Consider the following 382-nt stretch of genomic DNA (forward strand, 5'->3'; position numbering starts at 1 on the left):
GATTACACGCGCCGGGATCGCCGGATCGCCGAGGGTTATGCCAGCGAGTCATCCGCAGAACGGTTATTGAGCTTTTTGGGGCAGGGGATCTCGTTGCTCAACGCCGTGACCCGTACCGAACTGGCTCGTCGCTGGTTTTCCACGGTGACAGAGCAGACCGAGTTGCACTGGCAGGAACTCGGCTACATGACTTATTTGGCGGCCGCCGCAAAACTGCGAATACTGCCGATCCCCTATGCGCTGCATCATGCGTTGGACAAGGACGCGCAGACACGTCTGGGCGGTGCCGTCTCGGGCGCGGTCAAGCATATCGACCCCAAGGCCCGCGCCGCGCGTGAAGCATTCGCCCACACCCTGATATCGGCAATGGACGAGGCGTCCG

General features: G+C 61.8%; 1 pseudogene. It reads left to right on the forward strand.

The features are described 5' to 3' along the window. Window positions 1-382, forward strand: a pseudogene (locus EE949_RS01350) (glycosyl transferase family 2); the annotation flags it as partial.

It is taken from the genome of Pseudomonas viridiflava, from assembly GCF_900602065.1.
GTDB lineage: Bacteria > Pseudomonadota > Gammaproteobacteria > Pseudomonadales > Pseudomonadaceae > Aquipseudomonas.